The organism is Bacteroides graminisolvens (assembly GCF_963666085.1).
GTDB classification, from domain to species: domain Bacteria; phylum Bacteroidota; class Bacteroidia; order Bacteroidales; family Bacteroidaceae; genus Bacteroides; species Bacteroides graminisolvens.
Map to the genome: position 1 here is coordinate 1,097,160 of NZ_OY762556.1, position 17,365 is coordinate 1,114,524.

Sequence of the window (17,365 nt, forward strand, 5' to 3'; positions counted from 1 at the left end):
TGCCCTGTTGGCAGAGTTTCACTCTCCGGAAGTCAATTGTCGACCGTTTATTGTATACAATGGGTACACATACATTCTCAAAACCGGAGCGATTAAGTAGTAAAATTGCAATTGATGAGTTGTTTGCAGGAGGTGCCAAATCCTTTTCTGCATTTCCGCTTCGTGTGGTTTATTTGCCTATTGCAAAGCGTGAGGGAATGGCTGCTGTGTCTTTGCTTATTAGCGTTCCCAAAAAAAGATTTAAACGGGCGGTTAAGCGCAATCGGGTGAAGAGGCAAATACGCGAAGCCTATCGCAAGCACAAAGAGCTTTTGTTGAACGTGTACCAAAATGAAGAACAAAATTTAATGCTCGCTGTTATCTATTTGTCGGATCGCTTGGTTGACTCCTCTGAAATAGAAGAGAAACTTGCCTCGCTGTTGGTTCGTATATTAGATAACAAAGAATGAAACGACTGTTGTCATACATATTACTTATCCCTATTTACTTCTATCGGGCGTGTATCTCTCCGCTAAAACCTCCTTCATGCAGGTTTACTCCTACTTGCTCTCAATATGCTATTGAGGCCATCAAGAAGCATGGACCATTTTATGGTTTGTATCTGTCTGTTCGTCGCATATTGCGTTGTCACCCATGGGGTGGATCTGGTTATGATCCTGTTCCTTGATATTTTATCTGATGGAATTGCTCGATGTACATACGCATCATTTGTCCACGTATCCCGGTCGGAGTATTCTTAATCTTATGCCAGGTGATTTGTGTCCGACAGGAGAAGTGTATTGTTCTGTGGGTATTCATCCATGGCAGGTTGACGAGTATGAAGAAGATGTGATATGGGAGCAACTCTTACTGTCTTTGAAAGATCCCTGTGTTATAGCTATAGGTGAGGCTGGCATTGATAAATTGATTTCAGTTTCTCTTGTCAAACAGCTTGCTGTTTTTGAAAAGCAGATAGTACTTTCTGAAGAAAAACAGCTTCCGCTTATTATACATTGCGTTCACGCTGTGAATGAAATTATTCAGCTTAAAAAGAAATATGCTCCGCGTATGCCTTGGGTGATGCATGGCTTTCGGGGAAAGAAAGAGTTGGCTTTGCAATGTGTTAATCACCATATATTTCTCTCTTTTGGTGAGAAATATAACGAAGAAGCATTAAAAGGTATTCCATTATCTTCTATCCTGATGGAGACAGATGAAAGTAAGGCAGATATCACTTGTTTATACGATAAGGCAGCTAAGCTACTTTCCCTATCTGCAGATGATCTCAAGCTACAGATACAACAAAATATAAACCGTGTTTTTTTCGATCACTAATCCTTCCGTTTACTTCTGGAAGGCTCTTTTTTAGATAAGAAGAGTTGTTTCTTCAAATAAAGAGTCGTACTTTTGTAGGCATAATCATTAACATACTATCATTCGATGAATTTTGTAGAAGAATTAAAATGGCGTGGAATGGTGCACGATATGATGCCCGGCACGGAAGAGTTATTGGCTAAAGAGCAGGTTACTGCGTACTTGGGAATTGACCCAACAGCCGATTCGTTACACATTGGACACTTATGCGGCGTGATGATGTTACGACACTTCCAACGTTGCGGTCATAAGCCGTTAGCTCTCATTGGAGGCGCAACCGGGATGATTGGTGATCCATCGGGTAAATCGGCAGAAAGAAATTTGCTGGATGAAGAGACCTTGCGTCACAATCAGGCATGCATTAAAAAGCAGTTGGCTAAGTTTCTCGATTTTGAGTCGGATGCTACCAATAAAGCCGAGTTGGTGAATAACTACGATTGGATGAAAGATTTTACATTTCTTGATTTTGCCAGAGAAGTAGGTAAGCATATTACGGTAAACTACATGATGGCTAAAGATTCTGTTAAGAAAAGACTAAACGGTGAATCAAGAGACGGACTTTCATTCACTGAATTTACTTATCAACTGTTGCAAGGGTATGATTTTCTTCATTTGAATGAAACCAAAGGTTGTAAGTTGCAGATGGGTGGCTCTGATCAATGGGGTAACATTACTACGGGGACTGAATTGATTCGTCGTACAAATGGTGGTGAGGCTTATGCGCTGACCTGTCCGCTTATAACTAAAGCAGATGGAGGAAAGTTTGGTAAAACAGAATTGGGTAATGTGTGGCTCGATGCACGATATACATCTCCTTATAAATTTTATCAGTTCTGGCTCAATGTAAGTGATGATGATGCGGCGCGGTACATCAAGATTTTCACTTCGCTTAGTAAAGATGAAATAGACCAATTGATTACTGAACATGCTGAAGCTCCCCATTTACGTACATTGCAAAAACGCTTGGCTAAAGAAGTAACCATCATGGTTCATTCTGAAGAAGACTACAATGCAGCCGTGGAAGCTTCGGATATTTTATTTGGCAATGCAACCTCAGTTGCTTTGAAGAAACTTGATGAGGATACTTTATTGGCTGTGTTTGAAGGTGTACCCCGTTTTGAAGTTGCCAAATCAGTATTAGACGAAGGTGTTAAAGCGGTTGACCTTTTTGTTGACAATGCAGCCGTGTTTGCGTCGAAAGGAGAAATGAGAAAGCTGGTGCAAGGTGGTGGAGTATCTTTGAATAAAGAAAAACTGTCAGCTTTCGATCAGGTAATTACTTCTGCAGACCTGTTGGATAGCAAATACTTACTAGTGCAACGTGGTAAGAAAAACTATTTCCTTATCATAGCAAAATAAAAAAATGCGGCTGAATATTTGCATATTTAGCCGCATTGTCTTATCTTTGCATCGCTTTTTGAAAGAAAGCCCATTGCTTGTCCTATGGTGTAATGGTAGCACAACAGTTTTTGGTTCTGTTTGTCTAAGTTCGAATCTTGGTAGGACAACCAAATAAGCCTTGAAAGAGAAATCTTTCGAGGCTTATTTGGTTTTAGTTAGTTTCTTAATGTCTCGGAACTTGCGATTCCTTATCATGAGTTTGTTAAACAAATCAAATCCTACCCCATTACAGTCAAAAAAGACACATAATAGGAATTAGATTATTCTTTTTTGATGGTTCCTTTTGTTATCTTTGCATTGTGTGCGCAAACGATATAACAATTAATAATATAAAGTAGTATGAAAACGAACTATGAGATCCGTTATGCCGCGCATCCAGAGGATGCAAAAAGCTATGACACCAAGAGAATTCGCAGAGACTTTCTCATTGAAACAGTCTTTTCAGTTAATGAAGTAAATATGGTTTATTCCATGTACGACCGTATGGTAGTAGGTGGTGCTATGCCCGTTGGAGAAGTGCTGATGCTTGAAGCTATTGATCCTTTGAAAGCTCCGTTTTTTCTTACTCGCCGTGAAATCGGTATATTTAATGTCGGAGGCCCCGGTGTAGTAAAAGTGGGAGACGCGGTTTTTGAACTTGATTATAAAGAAGCACTTTACATTGGATCGGGTAATAGAGAGGTTACTTTTGAAAGTAAAAACGCACAAAATCCAGCTAAATTTTACTTCAACTCAACAACTGCACATAGAAATTACCCAGATAAGAAAGTCACTAAAAAAGATGCAGTAGTAGCTGAAATGGGTTCATTAGAGGGCTCTAATCATCGCAATATCAATAAAATGTTGGTGAATCAGGTATTGCCTACCTGCCAGTTACAGATGGGAATGACCGAACTGGCTCCCGGTAGCGTGTGGAATACAATGCCAGCCCATGTACATTCTCGCAGAATGGAAGCCTATTTTTATTTTGAAGTGCCTGCTGACCACTCCGTTTGTCACTTCATGGGAGAAGTTGATGAAACTCGTCACCTATGGATGAAAGGTGATCAGGCGGTACTATCACCAGAATGGTCAATCCACTCTGCTGCAGCAACTCATAACTATACTTTCATTTGGGGTATGGGCGGTGAGAATCTCGATTACGGTGATCAGGACTTCTCTTTGATTACTGATTTGAAATAACATTGGGTCTTAAATAAGTAAACAGATAAAACGAAATGGTAAATTTTTCATTAGAAGGTAAGATCGCACTTGTAACAGGTGCTTCTTACGGCATTGGTTTTTCTATTGCAACCGGATTTGCTAAAGCAGGGGCAACAATTGTGTTTAATGATATTAAACAAGAATTGGTAGACAAAGGTGTTGCGGCTTATGCGGCAGAAGGAATCAAAGCACACGGTTACGTTTGTGACGTAACTGATGAAGCCGGAGTTAACACCATGGTAGCTCAAATTGAGAAGGAAGTTGGTGTTATTGATATCTTAGTTAATAACGCAGGTATTATCAAACGTATTCCAATGATTGAAATGAGTGCGGCCGATTTCCGTCAGGTAATTGATATTGATCTTAATGGTCCTTTCATCGTATCAAAAGCAGTACTTCCTTCAATGATCAAAAAAGGCCATGGCAAGATTATCAATATTTGCTCAATGATGAGTGAACTTGGTCGTGAAACTGTTTCTGCCTATGCTGCGGCTAAAGGTGGTTTGAAAATGTTAACACGTAATATTGCGTCAGAATATGGTGAATATAATATTCAGTGTAACGGTATTGGCCCGGGTTATATTGCTACACCACAAACGGCTCCTTTGAGGGAGGTACAGGCTGATGGTTCTCGTCATCCGTTCGATTCGTTTATTATTGCCAAAACGCCGGCTGCCCGTTGGGGTACTCCTGAAGATTTGATGGGACCAGCTGTGTTCCTTGCATCAGACGCTTCAAACTTTGTAAACGGTCATGTGCTCTATGTTGACGGTGGTATTTTAGCTTATATTGGTAAACAGCCTAAATAATCACAACAAGTTGAGCATGAAAAAACTTATATATTTACTAGTTGCAGGATTTCTTATTGCATCGTGTGCCGAGAGTAAAACGGTAACGGTGACGGTAACAAATTCAACTTCTTCCGATCGCATGAACGAGATGGTTGAAGTAGCTATGAATGAGGTAGCAAGTAAGTTGAAACTGGCAGATACGGCTCAAATTGTAGTACTTGATGCGGATGGACAACAAGTACCGTATCAAATTACTTATGATGAGAAAATTATTTTTCAAGTCAGCGTAAAGGGCAATGGGACGGCTGCCTACACCATACAATCTGGTACTCCCGATGTGTTTAATGTTAAGGCTTGCGGTAAATATTATCCTGAACGTTTGGATGATGTAGCTTGGGAAAATGATTTAGTGGCGTTTCGTACTTATGGACCCGCACTGCAAGCGAAAGGTGAACAAGCATTTGGCTATGATGTGTGGACTAAACGCGATACAACTGATCCGGTTGTAGAAGCTCGTTATGCTATGGAGTTAAATCCGGAGACTCTTGCAAAGATTGATAGCCTTACCAAAACGAATCCTGAAGCTGCTAAGGAGCTTCGTGCTGCGACTTCTTATCACGTAGATCATGGTAACGGTCTTGATTGTTATAAAGTAGGTCCTACTTTAGGTGGTGGAACTGCCGCTTTAATGGTAGGAGATACTATTATTTACCCGTATTGCTATAGAACACAAGAAATCCTTGACAATGGCCCCTTGCGTTTTGCTGTGAAATTAGTTTATAATCCGCTTACAGTAAAAGGTGATGCATCTGTTGTTGAAACGCGTGTTATTACTTTGGATTCAGGTTCTCATATGAATAAAACAGTTGTTTCTTATTCAAATCTGAAAGAATCAATTTCGGTAGCAGTAGGTATCGTGTTGCACGAACCAAATGGTGAAGTGTTAGCTAATGCACAAAAAGGATACATCACTTATGTTGATCCTACTGATAATATAAATAATAACAACGGTAAGATATTTGTGGGTGCTGCTTTTCCTGCTAATGTAAAAGAAGCTAAATCAGTTCTTTTTTCTGCTAAAGAAAAAGAGCAGAGAGGCGGAGCCGATGGTCATGTACTTGCTATTAGTGATTACATCCCTGGTTCAGATTATACTTACTACTGGGGAGCTGCATGGAGTAAGGCAAACATCAAAGATGCTGCTCAATGGAATGAATATGTAGCAAACTTTACTGTAAAAATACGTAATCCGTTAACTGTTACTATTAAATAATTTTGAATGTAATTAGAATCTACATTTATATGGTAATGCAGGCACATTTCTTTTATGGAAAGTGCCTGCATTTTTTATGCCTTATTCTGACTAGATGATTATTTAGCTGTAAAAAAGTACCTTTCTCCTGCTTTTGTTTCTATATCGTAAACGTATAGCTTTTTAGTTTCTGGCCGACCTATACAATTTTCTTTGTTTGCAAGAGGCTCTTTTATTGTTTGTGGCTTAAGCAAGATATTCTCCGATGTAGTATGGGTTACTTGATTTAGCTCCCTTCCATTCAATAATAAGGGTACTGCAGTTCTTAAATGGAGTATGCCTCCTATGGAAGAATATATTTCTGCTTTGTGCAGACTACCATTTTTCCAATTCAGCTCGTTCAAAATAAACCCTCCTCTGCATCGTAACCCTTTGACTATCCCTTTGTCCCAAGCATCGGGTAAAGCAGGTAATAAGTGTACAGCACCAGCATGACTTTGTACCAACATTTCAGCTATACCTGCTGTACATCCAAAATTACCGTCAATTTGAAAGGGTGGGTGTGCATCGAAAAGATTGGGATAAGTACCACCGTTTTGACCCGATTCCTCTGTTGTTTGATGTAATTGTTCGGTAATCAATTTATAGGCGTGATTACCATCTTCCAATCGTGCCCAGAAACATACTTTCCATCCCATAGACCATCCTGTTGAATGATCTCCACGGGCCTTTAGCGTCTCTTTAGCTGCATTAATCAACTCTGGATACTGATAATAAGTGATTTGTCTGCCTGGATATAATCCCCATAAATGTGACGTATGCCGATGTTTGTCGGATGGGCTATCCCAATCGTCCATCCATTCTTGTAATTGTCCCCAGCGTCCAATTTGCATGGGAGCAAGATTAGTTAGTATGTTTTTTAGACTATCTGTAAAAGTTGTTGTTTCTTTGAGTAAGTTGGCGGCTTCTAGTGTGTTACTGAATAGGTCATGTATCATTTGATTGTCCATAGTAGCCCCTGCTACAATAACGAAATCCCTTTTCCCATTTACAGTAGGTTTGTTTTCGGGTGAATATGAAGGCGCTACTACAAGCCAATTATTTCGTGGTTCTCTGATAAGAAAATCGAGGAAAAATTCACATGCTCCTTTCATTATGGGATATGCTTCTTTGAGGTAGTCGCTATCTCCTGAGAATAAATATCGGTCCCATAGATGCTGGCAAAACCAAGCATTACAGGTTGGCCATATTCCGTATGCTGGACCATCGACAGCCCCTGTTGAACGCCAGATATCAGTGTTATGATGTAATGTCCATCCTCTACAGCCATACATGGCTGCACTCTCTTTTCCTTTATCAGCTGTTTCTTTGATTAGCTTTATAAATGGCTCATGCATTTCTGATAAATTGGTTACCTCAGCTGGCCAATAGTTCATTTCAACATTGATATCAGTAGTGTATTTTCCATCCCATGGTGCTCTGAGTTTATAGTTCCAAATTCCTTGTAAATTAGCAGCTTGCCCTCCTAGTTGTGAGCTGCAAATCAGCAGATAACGTCCAAATTGGAAATACAGTGCGCTCATTTGAGGATCAAATTGAGTACTGAACTCTTTCACTCTCACATCGGTGGGCTTCAATGCTTGTTCATTTTTCCCTAAATCAAAAGATACTCTGTTGAACAAATTAGAGTAAAAGCGAGTATGTTCTTTTTTCGCTTTTTCAAATGGCTTGTACGAATTTTGCATATATTTTCGGGCGGAAATAAGTGAATTACCCGATACATCTTTGTAATTAACAAAGTTTGTTCCGATTGAAACATATAAGATTACGCTATTAGCATTTTTGATGGTAACTAACGAATCTCCAACCATTGTTTTCTTTCCTCCATCGTGTTCTATTCGAGTGAGAGCAGTGAATCGCACTTTACCTTCTATGCCTTCGTGGTCATTTGCTTTTCCGTCAAGTTGTAACTCTTGATTTGATGAAATACTTTTCTTTATGTCCATTGGTTTATATGGACTTGTATATCGTGCCGAAAAAGAGATTTTTCCTTTTTGAGAGGCGTTTAACTTGATGACAAGCAGTTGATCAGTGAAAGAAGTAAAAGCTTCGCGGGTATATGTCACATGATTTACTGTGAAGCGAGTAGTAGCTATTGCCTGTTCAATATCAATATCGCGGTAATAATTTGTAGCGTTTTCCATGCCTTCAAAGTCTAAGTGTAATGACCCTACTGTTTGATAAGGCATTCCGTTAGCTGATTGGGAACAAATGGTTGGTCCACACAATTCTTGGGCTTCTTTATTCTTTCCTTCAAATATAAGTTGACGTATTTTTGGCAAAGCCTCTTTGGCTTTTGGATTCGTATTGTTGTGTGGTGATCCTCCCCAAATTGTTTCTTCGTTTAGTTGAAATTCTTCCCTTGAAGGATCTCCAAATACCATGGCACCTAGGCGACCATTACCTAGTGGTAATGCCTCTACCCAACGGGTAGCGGGCTGATTATACCATAATTTCCATTCGTTCTCATTTTTTTGTGCTTGTATGAATGTACATACTAGCAGTAGTAATCCTGCGAAATTCCATTTTTTATTCATATTCTTTTTGTGGTATTGATTTAAAGTGCAAGGTACACTTTTTAATTTTACCAAAGAATACCATCCTGTTACAGACAAAAAAATGCCACTATTTCTAATAAATAATCCTCCTTTTAGCTATAGTATTATATCCAAAAGGAGGAATGATGCTGCGTCGGTAAATCTGATTTTATTTAACTTTGATGCTACAGCCAATGGCCTTGGTGAAATCAACAGGTACTTTTTGCCCTGATAGCAAAGCCTCAACAACATTAGCGACATAATGGGTTTTAACAGCTGAAGAATCCTCGTAGTTGTCATCAATAGCACCTATGTATTTAACAATGTTGCCTTTTGCTGTTTTTTGAAGGACATAAACGTGAGGTGTGCGTGTCGCTCCATAAAGTGGGTATATTTTCTGTCCCTCGTCAAGTAAATATGGGAAAGTAAAGCCGGCTTCTTGGGCACGCTTTTGCATCTCTTCGAAGCCATCAGCAGGAACTGCAACTGGATCATTGGGATTAATTGCTATAACTGGGTAGCCTTTGGTTTTATACTTTTTGTCAAGTGCAACTAACCTTTCCTCATAGGCTTTCGCATAAGGGCAATGATTGCAGGTAAACACAATGATAAATCCTTTTGCATTTGAAAAATCAGATAAAGATACATATTTGTTATCTACATTCTTTAGTTTGAAATCAGTGGCAGAATCACCAACCTTATATCCTTGTGCCTGCAAACCTGCTAAAGTACACAATATGAATACGATAAAAAGAATATTACGTTTCATGGGGTTAAAAATTTAGTTGTTAATAATTCAAGTTCATTGTAAGTAAATGTTTTTTCGTTGAATTCCCTTTTATTGCCCTTAACAATAAGTGTAGCCGGCAAGGAGCCGCTCCATTGAGGATTTATTTTGTTTATCCAGCTATTTGCATCAGGGTCGCTTAGTAGAATGACTGATGATTTTAACTGATGTTTTTTTATGAATGGTACAACTTGTGTGGCTATTTTCGATTTAAAGTCCATGCTGATAAGTATCACTTTTACTTTTTGATCAGCAAAATCTTTCCCAATTTGTTCAAAGTGGGGGAGTTCCTTAATACAGGGTACGCAGTATGTAGCCCAAAAATTAAAAATGTAAGTTGTATCATTTGACTCTGCAGGATGAAGCATTGGCTCTAGCTGAGTATAGTTGTAAACGGGAATGCTTATATCATCGTGATGAACAACCTGCTGAGCTTGTGCTGATATAGGAATTAAGAAGATACAGTATATTAATACCCTCAAATAAAAAGTAATGCATTTATTCATATTTCTATCTGCTAGTTATTACTAATAACAAAGTAGATCATTGAAATTGTTGTGCTATACTACTTAAAAGAAATTAATTTTTCTAGATTAATCAGGATTAGCTCCTGAATTATTAGGATATCCAACTGCTTCAATATTCCTAACTAGTCCACTATATTTGGCTCTTTTAACTGCACTTCCTTTGAATAATTTGCGGTATGTTTCTTCACTTAGGTTGTGCCATTTTTCTCTAGTCATTTGCATGAACTCTAGTGCTGGTTGTAATTCGGTTGTTTGACAAGGAATTGCGAAACGTGTCCATGGACAAACACGCTGACATTCATCGCAACCATAGATTCGATTTCCCATCTTTTTACGGAATTCAATAGGGATGTCTTCTCGACTTTCAATAGTAACATAGGAAAGACATTTTCTTGCATCTAGTTTATGAGGAGCTATAAAAGCCTGAGTCGGACAAGCTTGTTGGCAGCGGTTGCAGTTTCCGCAACGATCTTTCTGAGGAGTATCATATGCCAATTCAATATCGATGAAAAGTTCTCCCAAAAAAAATGATGATCCGGCTTTAGGAATAATAAGTTGAGTATTCTTTCCGATCCATCCTAGTCCGGCGCGCCATGCCCAGTAGCGGTCTAAAACCGGCGCAGTGTCACAGAATACTCTTCCGTTGACAATGGCTATTTCTCGGTTAATGTACTCCATTAATTCATTCATCTTTTTACGCATGATATCGTGGTAGTCTTTACCGTAGGCATACCATGCAAACTGATACTGAGAGTCAGCAAGTAGTTGTTGCGGATAATAATTCAGTGCTACCGAAACAATGCTTTTTGTACCTTCAACGAGTAAGTTAGGATCACTGCGCTTTTCAAGGTTATTAGCCATATAATCCATACTACCTTGATAACCGTTAACTAGCCATTCTTTGAGGAACATTTTGTTTTCTGCATTGATTTCTTCAGCGGGGGCAATGCCGCAAGCAGAAAAGCCGAGGCGCAAGGCTTCGGCTTTTATCATGTTGCTGTAACTGATCTTTGCTTCTACAGAAAATGATTGTTTTTGATTGAAATTATCATGCGTCATAAAAGCTTGAATTCATAGCCTTCTTCTAACAAAAACTCTATAGACTTGGGTAATGCATACTGTATGTTTTCCCAAGACTTAATTGAATCGTGGAATGTAATAATGGAGCCATTACGTGCGTATCGCATTACATTAGCTAGTACTTGCGGACCGCGTAATTTCTTACTATAATCACGTGTAACCAAATCCCACATTACTATTTTATAACGATGCTTCAGAGCCATGTATTGCATCCAGCGCATGTGACCATGAGGAGGACGAAACAAATCTGTCTTCAATAATTCGTTTGCTTTCTCAGCATTAGCCATATAATTTGGAGTCAGAAATTCGAATCCACGGATATGGTTAAATGTGTGATTTCCAATACGATGGCCTCTTTCAACTACCAGTTTATATTCTTCCGGATGTTTTCGTACGTTATCGCCCACCATAAAAAAGGTTGCTTTTATCTGGTATTTATCCAGCAAGTCTAGTACCCAAGGAGTTATTCCGGGAATGGGCCCGTCGTCGAAGGTCAGATATACAGCCTTCTCGTTTGGGTCCATTCGCCATAATGCCTGAGGATACAATGCCCGGATAAATCGGGGTGGTTGTTCTATAAACATTTTATTGTTGTGCTTTTGTTCTGGAAGCGTACATACTATACAGCTCTTCAAGCTTGCCAGCGTAGTGAGACGCTTGTTTTGACTTATATTTCTCCATTATCTTAATTTCCTCATCAAGCAAATAAATATGATACATAAACTCTTGACCTGATATAGTCAGTTGCTGATTACTCATACTTAGATACCATATGAGATATTCCATTGACTTATTTGCCAATGCATCCATAATCTTATCTCCTTTTGCTTTTTGCCCCAACAAATAATAGGCTTCAGCCATGCTTTGAGCACTGTTTTGGTAATCATAAGGAACATTAGATGCAGGAATCATTTTTTCGCAATATTCTAATGCTTTGAGTGCTTTGTCTTTTTTACCTTCTTTCAGCAATTGTGTTATTAACTGAGTAAAGATACGACGGTGTGTGTAACACATACGCATGGTGTTCTCATCAATATAAATACCTGCTTTGTTTATTCCACCGAATTTAAACTTATTCATTAGGTTGTCGTACATCTTTTCACTGTTAATAGTTGCTCCCAATGCTTGTGCATCAAAGGGGGTGAAACGATATGCCAAACCTTCTTGAACAAAATGATTATCCATATTCAAGCGATTTTCTCCTCCAACAGTGATAGCCATATATATAGGACGTTCCCAATTGGCGTTGGCAAGCATTTCAAGCATCATTAATTCACTTTTATAAAGTGCGCGTTTACCTTTTAAAGAGATGTGCATGTATTCGGGTATTGAATCTCCCAATGCTTCAGGTATTTTCATTCCTGAACGTTTTACTGCTTCTTTGTCAATTTTAACAACAATACTATCAGTTGGTATAACACGCAGTCCTTCTTTATCAGAACGCACCCAATATTTAAGGATGTTTTTTAGTTCGTAAGGGTTGTCACCAAACTCTTTGCGGACGTCTATTTTTGATTCAGGATTACTGCTGGAATCAGCTTGAGCGTACAATGCGTCAATCTGATTTTTTATTTCCGGACGAATAGAAATGTATTCGTTGGTTCCTTCTACATATTCAACTCGATCCCAGGTAATTGGTAAAGACGGAGAATCATAAGCGGGTCGTTTCATTTGGTCAATATACCAATCTGTTTGCAAGTAACTCAAATTACATGTTCGTGCATCTGTACGGAATCCTTCCGTTTCTTGATTGTACCATAACGGGAATGTATCGTTATCTCCATTGGTAAATATGATAGGATTACCGCTTTCCTGTAATGACATCAAATAGTTTTGCCCAAAATCGCGACAAACGTATCTGTCTGACCGATCGTGATCATCCCATGTTTGTCCTGCCATCTGAATGGGAACCATTAAACATGCAACAGAAGTTATAATGGCTGCCGGAAGCTCCTTCATCTTTCCATATTCTTGTAGTAGACGCACTATACCGGCAACTCCCATACCTACCCAAATAGCGAAGGCATAGAAGGAGGCGGCATATGCATAGTCGCGTTCACGAGGCTGACTGGGCGTTTGGTTCAGGTAAAGAACAATAGCAATACCTGTCATAAAGAATAAGAAAAATACAACCCAGAATTGCTGAACGCCTCTCTGGCCGCGATACGCCTGCCACAAAAGACCAATGATACCTAGTAGAAGAGGAAGACAATAAAATACATTGTGCCCTTTGTTATTTTTCAAATCTTGTGGCATTAAGTCCTGGTTGCCAACAAGCAAGTTGTCTATAAATTTAAAACCTGTAATCCAGTTACCATGCTCAATCTCGCCACTTCCCTGAATGTCATTTTGTCTACCGGCAAAATTCCACATGAAATAGCGCCAATACATGAAATTAAGTTGATAGGAGAAGAAGAACTTTATATTTTCCCACTGATTGGGCATATTGACCATCACCATTTCGCCACATTGATCATAGGCTACATCATAACCCTTGATATCCATCCATTGTTTGTACTGGTTGGCGTGTTGGCTGCTATACATACGTGGAAATATCATGTTCTGTGCATACTCATATTCCACGCGGCCGGGAATCTCAACGTACGAGTCTTTTTCTTCAGCAGATTTCTTTTCTTTTCGTACATATTTGGTTGTGCTTTCAGCTTCGCGGGGAACACAATAACCATCCTCTTTGTCAAGAGCTACGCGTGAAGAGAAAGCTGGTCCGTAAAATAATGGCCGGGTACCGTATTGCTCACGTCCCAGGTATTCTCCTAATGTAAAAATGTCTTCAGGAGAATTCTGATCCATCGGCGTGTTGGCTGTAGAACGTATAACAATCAGTGCATACGATGAATATCCAATCATGATCATCATGATACTTAGCAAAGCGGTATTCATGGTTCGTGAGCTAATCTGATATTTTGTATTGAGTTTGCCGGCAAACAAATAGGCTGCCAATGCTGCAAGAACTACCAATCCAATGAGAATACTACTGATTCCATGTCCGTAAAAAGGCATACCAAGCAGAGCCACAGTTAGGAGAAAAGAAAGATTCATGCGTTTACGGTTTCTCTCAGTGTAGCTTTCGTAAACACCCCATATAATGGCTGCGGCAAGAATTATGATATAGAAAATAACGCCTGTGTTAAATGGCATTCCCATGCTATTGACAAACAGCAATTCAAACCATCCACTCACTTTTACCACTCCAGGTACAATTCCATAAAGAACAGCAGCTACCAATATGCCAGATCCGAGTAATGCTAAAAGGCTTCCTTTGGCATCGGCCTGAGGATTCTTTTTGTAGTAATATACCAGAACAATGGCAGGTAAGCAAAGTAAATTAAGTAAGTGTACACCGATGCTTAAACCGGTGAGATAAGCTATTAATATAATCCAACGATCAGAATGAGGTTGGTCGGCCACATCTTCCCATTTCAAAATAAGCCAGAAGACCAGGGCTGTGAATAGAGATGAAAAAGCATACACTTCACCTTCTACGGCACTAAACCAAAACGTGTCGCTGAATGTGTATACCAATGCTCCTACTAACCCTGAACCTATGATTGTTATTAATTGGCTGGTAGTAATATTTTCTTCGTCTTTAACTACTAGTTTACGAACCAGATGGGTAATACTCCAAAAAAGGAAAAGTATACAGGCAGCGCTCATAAGAGCACTCATGTAATTAACCATCTTGGCTACTTGGGCAGGATCACTGACAAACTGAGTGAATAAGTTGGCTGTGAGCATGAAAAAGGGGGCGCCGGGCGGGTGTCCCACTTCAAGCTTGTAGCCTGTAGTAATAAACTCGGGACAATCCCAAAAACTTGCAGTTGGCTCTATTGTTAGGCAATAGACAGTTGCAGCGATCAAGAATGTAATCCATCCCGCTAGGTTATTGACGGTTTTGTACTGTTTCATTAAACTGAAGATGTTTGTTAATTAACATGTTACAAGTGGCAAAGATAGTGATTTAAGTGAACAATGAACAATGATGCGTAAAGAATTAGGTGTTTCATTGTCTAATTAAGAAACTCTAACTTCTCAGTGTTCGTGTTTTCCAAGCACTCGGTGCGGTAATGTGCCATGTCCCACAATCTCTATCGGACAATGAAAATTACGTTCCAGCCACTCGGTTGTAATTCCGGTATCGGGATGATAATCTACTGTTTCATTCACACAAGCAATAGACTTTACATTCTGAAGAACGGTACCAATATCATGGCTTACCAGAATGATAGCACATTCTTGATTAATTTCATTGAGCAATTCATATAGACGGGCTTCAAACTGTTTATCAATATATGTACTGGGCTCATCTAAGATAACTAACTGGGGATCTGAGACAATGGCTCTGCCTAATAATGCACGTTGCAATTGTCCACCACTTAATTGACCGATGGCTCTTTTTTCAAGACCTTGTAATCCCATTCGTCTAACAACAGTGTGTACTTTGGCGTGGTGTTCACGGCTAAATTTACCGATAAGTGCTTTTTTCCCACTTAAACCTGATAATATAACCTCTTCTACGGAAATGGGGAACTTTCGGTCAATGCTGTTATACTGAGGCAGATATCCCATGGTAATTGATTCTGCAGGCTGGTCATTTCTGTAAAACTGTATATTTCCCATAACAGGTTTGATCAGTCCCAATATGGTTTTTATTAAAGTTGTTTTACCGCCACCATTGGGGCCAATGATACCCAAAAAATCTTTCTCGTAGATTGATAGATTGACATTGCGTAATACTGTCCGATTCTCGTAAGCAGCAGACAACGACTCAATCTGAATCATGATTGGCTGATTTTCGTTCATTTGCATAATGAATTAGCAATGTGAATCATTTCTTTTTCCCAATTGTAGGACAAAGGATTAACATCTACGATGTTGGTATTTGTCTGTTTGGCTATTATTTCAGCATTGCGACGGTCAAACTCTGGCTGTACAAATATAATTCGCACCTCTTCTTCCTTGCAGATTTCTATTAAATCACTCAGGTGTGCAGGTGAGGGTTCTTTACCTTCTTCTTCGATGCAGATTTGATGTAGCCCGTAGTCACGTGCAAAGTAGGAAAGAGCCGGATGATAAATCATGAAAGCGTGATCGGCTTTACTTGTTTGGAAGGTGTTATTAATAACACTGTCAATATGGTTGATTACTTTGCATAATGAGTCATAACGATGCAAGTAGTAATTTTCATTTGTCTTATCGAGTGTTATTAGCGCTTGAAAAGTATTCTTTGCAATAATGCGGGCATTTGAAATAGAATTCCAAATATGAGGATCTACTCCTCCTGCATGGAAATGATCACCGTGATTATGACCTTCTCCATGAATCAGTTCTACTCCTTTCGAAGTATCAAAAATTTGCATGTGTGGCGCATTGTCGGTAAGTCTATCCATCCACGATTGCTCGAATCCGATATGCCCTATCCTTAGGTAAGCTTCACTTTTACTCAACCGGGTAAGCTGCTGTGGAGTAGGGTCGTAAGTTTCCGGGCTACTTCCTTTGGGCACCATACTCTCTACTAGAAATTTATCTCCGGCTATGGCTTCTGTGAAGTAACGTTGAGGCTCCATTGTTACCATGATTAAACGTTTATTTTCTTCTTTTTGTGAAGACTTACCGTTGCATGCCGATAAAATAACCAGCAACAATACATAAAGAAGTGTTAGATATCTTTTCATCACTTTAGTTGTTATTATTCTGAAGCTACTAAAATTTTGTAGCTCTTAATATTTCTCGTTTTCCCCCGGGGGGGCCAGGCAGACGCTCAACTATAAAACCAACCGACTGTAACATACGACGCACCATCCCTTTTGCACAATACGTAGTTAGAACTCCCCCTTTGTTCATATTAACATATAAAAGCTTGAATAGTTGATCGTTCCACATTTCAGGTTGTTTTTCGGGAGCAAATGCATCAAAATAAATTAAGTCGAACGGACCCTTTTCTTCAAGTCCAATAACGAAATCTTCCTTGGTAAAATCAACCTCCCATTTATATAAGTGGAATTTTTCTTTGATAGCAATTTGTTTGTTCCACTCACAGATATGCAAAGCTCGAAAATCGGCCTCTTCGCTGTAATTAAGTGCTTTTACCGTTTCCCACGAAAGAGGGTAAAACTCAATGCTATAATAGTTTACCTTTTTTTGTTTTTCTTCAGCCGTACGCAGTGTAAGGTAAGCATTCAATCCTGTGCCAAATCCTATTTCCAAGACTTTAATAGTATCTTGTTTGCATTGATTGAATCCCATTTCAAGGAAAATGTGCCGGGATTCAGTCTCCGCACCTTTGATGGAGTGATAATGTTCATCCATCTCGGGTATATATAAAGTGTTACTTCCGTCGGCAGTAACTTCGGTTT

Annotated in this window: 16 protein-coding genes and 1 tRNA gene; 8 read left to right on the plus strand and 9 right to left on the minus strand. The window is 39.3% G+C overall.

Translation table 11 applies throughout. The features are described from left to right. Positions 1–59: 59 nt before the first annotated feature. The 8 genes from rnpA (at position 60) to ACKPCE_RS04410 (ending at position 6,021) form a co-directional block, all read left to right on the plus strand. Entirely contained in the window at positions 60–449 is a 390-nt protein-coding gene (gene rnpA, locus ACKPCE_RS04375) for a ribonuclease P protein component (RefSeq protein ID WP_276963916.1), read from the plus strand. Beyond that, the gene (gene yidD, locus ACKPCE_RS04380; RefSeq protein WP_081698245.1) at positions 446–667 is read left to right on the plus strand and encodes a membrane protein insertion efficiency factor YidD; all 222 of its coding nucleotides are present in this window, start codon (positions 446–448) and stop codon (positions 665–667) included. The genes rnpA and yidD overlap by 4 nt, the downstream gene beginning before the upstream one ends. A gap of 11 nt (positions 668–678) precedes the next feature. Then, on the plus strand, positions 679–1,314 hold the full coding sequence (locus ACKPCE_RS04385; protein ID WP_319504333.1) for a TatD family hydrolase: 636 nt from the start codon (positions 679–681) through the stop codon (positions 1,312–1,314). A 105-nt stretch (positions 1,315–1,419) separates the two neighbouring features. Continuing rightward, positions 1,420–2,712 (plus strand): tyrosine--tRNA ligase, encoded by a 1,293-nt coding sequence (tyrS, locus tag ACKPCE_RS04390; RefSeq protein WP_319504334.1) that lies wholly within the window; start codon positions 1,420–1,422, stop codon positions 2,710–2,712. A 78-nt stretch (positions 2,713–2,790) separates the two neighbouring features. Next, positions 2,791–2,864, plus strand: a tRNA-Gln gene (locus ACKPCE_RS04395). 229 nt (positions 2,865–3,093) lie between these two features. Next, positions 3,094–3,936 carry a 5-dehydro-4-deoxy-D-glucuronate isomerase gene (kduI, locus tag ACKPCE_RS04400; protein WP_024995975.1) on the plus strand — a complete coding sequence of 281 codons (843 nt, stop codon included), beginning with the start codon at positions 3,094–3,096 and terminating at the stop codon, positions 3,934–3,936. A gap of 35 nt (positions 3,937–3,971) precedes the next feature. Then, complete coding sequence (locus ACKPCE_RS04405) at positions 3,972–4,766, plus strand: gluconate 5-dehydrogenase (protein ID WP_027317648.1); 795 nt, start codon at positions 3,972–3,974, stop codon at positions 4,764–4,766. A gap of 16 nt (positions 4,767–4,782) precedes the next feature. Further along, positions 4,783–6,021, plus strand: a complete 1,239-nt coding sequence (locus ACKPCE_RS04410; protein WP_276991521.1) for a BT3233 family polysaccharide utilization protein — start codon at positions 4,783–4,785, stop codon at positions 6,019–6,021. 98 nt (positions 6,022–6,119) lie between these two features. On the opposite strand, the gene ACKPCE_RS04415 is transcribed toward ACKPCE_RS04410, so the two are convergent. From ACKPCE_RS04415 to mnmC2, 9 genes are all read right to left on the minus strand, one after another. Then, complete coding sequence (locus tag ACKPCE_RS04415; RefSeq protein WP_319504335.1) at positions 6,120–8,597, minus strand: glycoside hydrolase family 95 protein; 2,478 nt, start codon at positions 8,595–8,597, stop codon at positions 6,120–6,122. Between the two features lie 169 nt (positions 8,598–8,766). Continuing rightward, positions 8,767–9,366: a thioredoxin family protein gene (locus tag ACKPCE_RS04420; protein ID WP_319504336.1), complete on the minus strand. Its 600-nt coding sequence runs from the start codon at positions 9,364–9,366 to the stop codon at positions 8,767–8,769. Then, on the minus strand, positions 9,363–9,890 hold the full coding sequence (locus ACKPCE_RS04425; RefSeq protein WP_319504337.1) for a TlpA disulfide reductase family protein: 528 nt from the start codon (positions 9,888–9,890) through the stop codon (positions 9,363–9,365). The genes ACKPCE_RS04420 and ACKPCE_RS04425 overlap by 4 nt, the downstream gene beginning before the upstream one ends. 87 nt (positions 9,891–9,977) lie before the next feature. Then, positions 9,978–10,970, minus strand: a complete 993-nt coding sequence (gene queG, locus ACKPCE_RS04430) for a tRNA epoxyqueuosine(34) reductase QueG (protein WP_319504338.1) — start codon at positions 10,968–10,970, stop codon at positions 9,978–9,980. After that, positions 10,967–11,575, minus strand: coding sequence for a polysaccharide deacetylase family protein (locus ACKPCE_RS04435; protein WP_319504339.1), 609 nt, complete (start codon positions 11,573–11,575; stop codon positions 10,967–10,969). Before ACKPCE_RS04435 ends, queG begins: the two co-directional genes overlap by 4 nt. Before the next feature lies 1 nt (position 11,576). Beyond that, positions 11,577–14,918, minus strand: coding sequence for a glycosyltransferase family 117 protein (locus ACKPCE_RS04440; RefSeq protein ID WP_319504340.1), 3,342 nt, complete (start codon positions 14,916–14,918; stop codon positions 11,577–11,579). 123 nt (positions 14,919–15,041) lie between these two features. Continuing rightward, entirely contained in the window at positions 15,042–15,812 is a 771-nt protein-coding gene (locus ACKPCE_RS04445) for a metal ABC transporter ATP-binding protein (RefSeq protein WP_319504341.1), read from the minus strand. Then, complete coding sequence (locus ACKPCE_RS04450) at positions 15,809–16,684, minus strand: metal ABC transporter solute-binding protein, Zn/Mn family (protein WP_319504342.1); 876 nt, start codon at positions 16,682–16,684, stop codon at positions 15,809–15,811. The genes ACKPCE_RS04445 and ACKPCE_RS04450 overlap by 4 nt, the downstream gene beginning before the upstream one ends. A gap of 28 nt (positions 16,685–16,712) precedes the next feature. Next, positions 16,713–17,318, minus strand: coding sequence for a tRNA (5-methylaminomethyl-2-thiouridine)(34)-methyltransferase MnmC2 (gene mnmC2 / locus ACKPCE_RS04455; RefSeq protein ID WP_319504343.1), 606 nt, complete (start codon positions 17,316–17,318; stop codon positions 16,713–16,715). Positions 17,319–17,365 lie beyond the last annotated feature (47 nt).

What these genes read in the sequence shown, in the direction of transcription:
- ACKPCE_RS04405 (WP_027317648.1), top strand. Translation starts at nt 3,972, where the DNA reads ATGGTAAATTTTTCATTAGAAGGTAAGATCGCACTTGTAACAGGTGCT.
- ACKPCE_RS04410 (WP_276991521.1), top strand. Translation starts at nt 4,783, where the DNA reads ATGAAAAAACTTATATATTTACTAGTTGCAGGATTTCTTATTGCATCG.
- ACKPCE_RS04415 (WP_319504335.1), bottom strand. Translation starts at nt 8,597, where the DNA reads ATGAATAAAAAATGGAATTTCGCAGGATTACTACTGCTAGTATGTACA.
- ACKPCE_RS04385 (WP_319504333.1), top strand. Translation starts at nt 679, where the DNA reads ATGGAATTGCTCGATGTACATACGCATCATTTGTCCACGTATCCCGGT.
- mnmC2 (WP_319504343.1), bottom strand. Translation starts at nt 17,318, where the DNA reads ATGGATGAACATTATCACTCCATCAAAGGTGCGGAGACTGAATCCCGG.
- ACKPCE_RS04420 (WP_319504336.1), bottom strand. Translation starts at nt 9,366, where the DNA reads ATGAAACGTAATATTCTTTTTATCGTATTCATATTGTGTACTTTAGCA.
- ACKPCE_RS04450 (WP_319504342.1), bottom strand. Translation starts at nt 16,684, where the DNA reads ATGAAAAGATATCTAACACTTCTTTATGTATTGTTGCTGGTTATTTTA.
- ACKPCE_RS04445 (WP_319504341.1), bottom strand. Translation starts at nt 15,812, where the DNA reads ATGAACGAAAATCAGCCAATCATGATTCAGATTGAGTCGTTGTCTGCT.
- ACKPCE_RS04425 (WP_319504337.1), bottom strand. Translation starts at nt 9,890, where the DNA reads ATGAATAAATGCATTACTTTTTATTTGAGGGTATTAATATACTGTATC.
- queG (WP_319504338.1), bottom strand. Translation starts at nt 10,970, where the DNA reads ATGACGCATGATAATTTCAATCAAAAACAATCATTTTCTGTAGAAGCA.
- ACKPCE_RS04440 (WP_319504340.1), bottom strand. Translation starts at nt 14,918, where the DNA reads ATGAAACAGTACAAAACCGTCAATAACCTAGCGGGATGGATTACATTC.
- kduI (WP_024995975.1), top strand. Translation starts at nt 3,094, where the DNA reads ATGAAAACGAACTATGAGATCCGTTATGCCGCGCATCCAGAGGATGCA.
- ACKPCE_RS04435 (WP_319504339.1), bottom strand. Translation starts at nt 11,575, where the DNA reads ATGTTTATAGAACAACCACCCCGATTTATCCGGGCATTGTATCCTCAG.
- rnpA (WP_276963916.1), top strand. Translation starts at nt 60, where the DNA reads ATGGGTACACATACATTCTCAAAACCGGAGCGATTAAGTAGTAAAATT.
- tyrS (WP_319504334.1), top strand. Translation starts at nt 1,420, where the DNA reads ATGAATTTTGTAGAAGAATTAAAATGGCGTGGAATGGTGCACGATATG.
- yidD (WP_081698245.1), top strand. Translation starts at nt 446, where the DNA reads ATGAAACGACTGTTGTCATACATATTACTTATCCCTATTTACTTCTAT.